Source organism: Limnospira sp. PMC 1279.21 (assembly GCF_032349615.1).
GTDB lineage: Bacteria > Cyanobacteriota > Cyanobacteriia > Cyanobacteriales > Microcoleaceae > Limnospira > Limnospira fusiformis.
On sequence record NZ_JARPLU010000500.1, the window covers coordinates 1 to 565 of the forward strand.

The following is a 565-nucleotide window of genomic DNA, read 5'->3' on the forward strand; positions in this document are numbered from 1 at the left end:
AGGATTCAGGGTCTAAAAACTCATAAATCCTTCTAATCATTCCGCAACATTCTTCGTTCATGTCTGGTATTGTTATCGTTTCTGGTATTGTTATCGTTTGTATATTTTCAGATTCTCCCCCTCCGGTGCATTGCGGGATATCTTTCGTGTCCGCAGAAAAATTGGGAATTACATAATCAATTTCTGTGCATTCCATCCACCACGCACAAAATGCACCTACACTTCCAAACATTAAATCAGGGTCGCCGTATGCCCACTCAGACTCCCACCGTCCTTGCCTATAAAAAAACCTCTCACTTCCTGTTGGCTGAGGAGTTTCCCCCCATCTCCAATCCATGTGACTGAAAAAAGTGATTCTAGATCCACTTGGTGGAGGATTACAGCACCCCCCACTTCCCATTTGTCTGTCGAACTCTTCAACGCTGTACTTTTCACCAGCTTTTATGGTACAACCATTTCCGCCATTTCCATTGCCTGAATCATCATCCGACTCATCATCTGAACTATCGCCTGGTCGCCTTCCTTTATCATCATCTATTTTATCGCCTGAATTAGGACCCCCAAA

At 43.9% G+C, this 565-nt stretch carries 1 pseudogene; it reads right to left on the reverse strand.

Going from position 1 to position 565, the window contains the following annotated elements:
* Positions 1 to 565, reverse strand: a pseudogene (locus P5683_RS25645) (hypothetical protein); the annotation flags it as partial.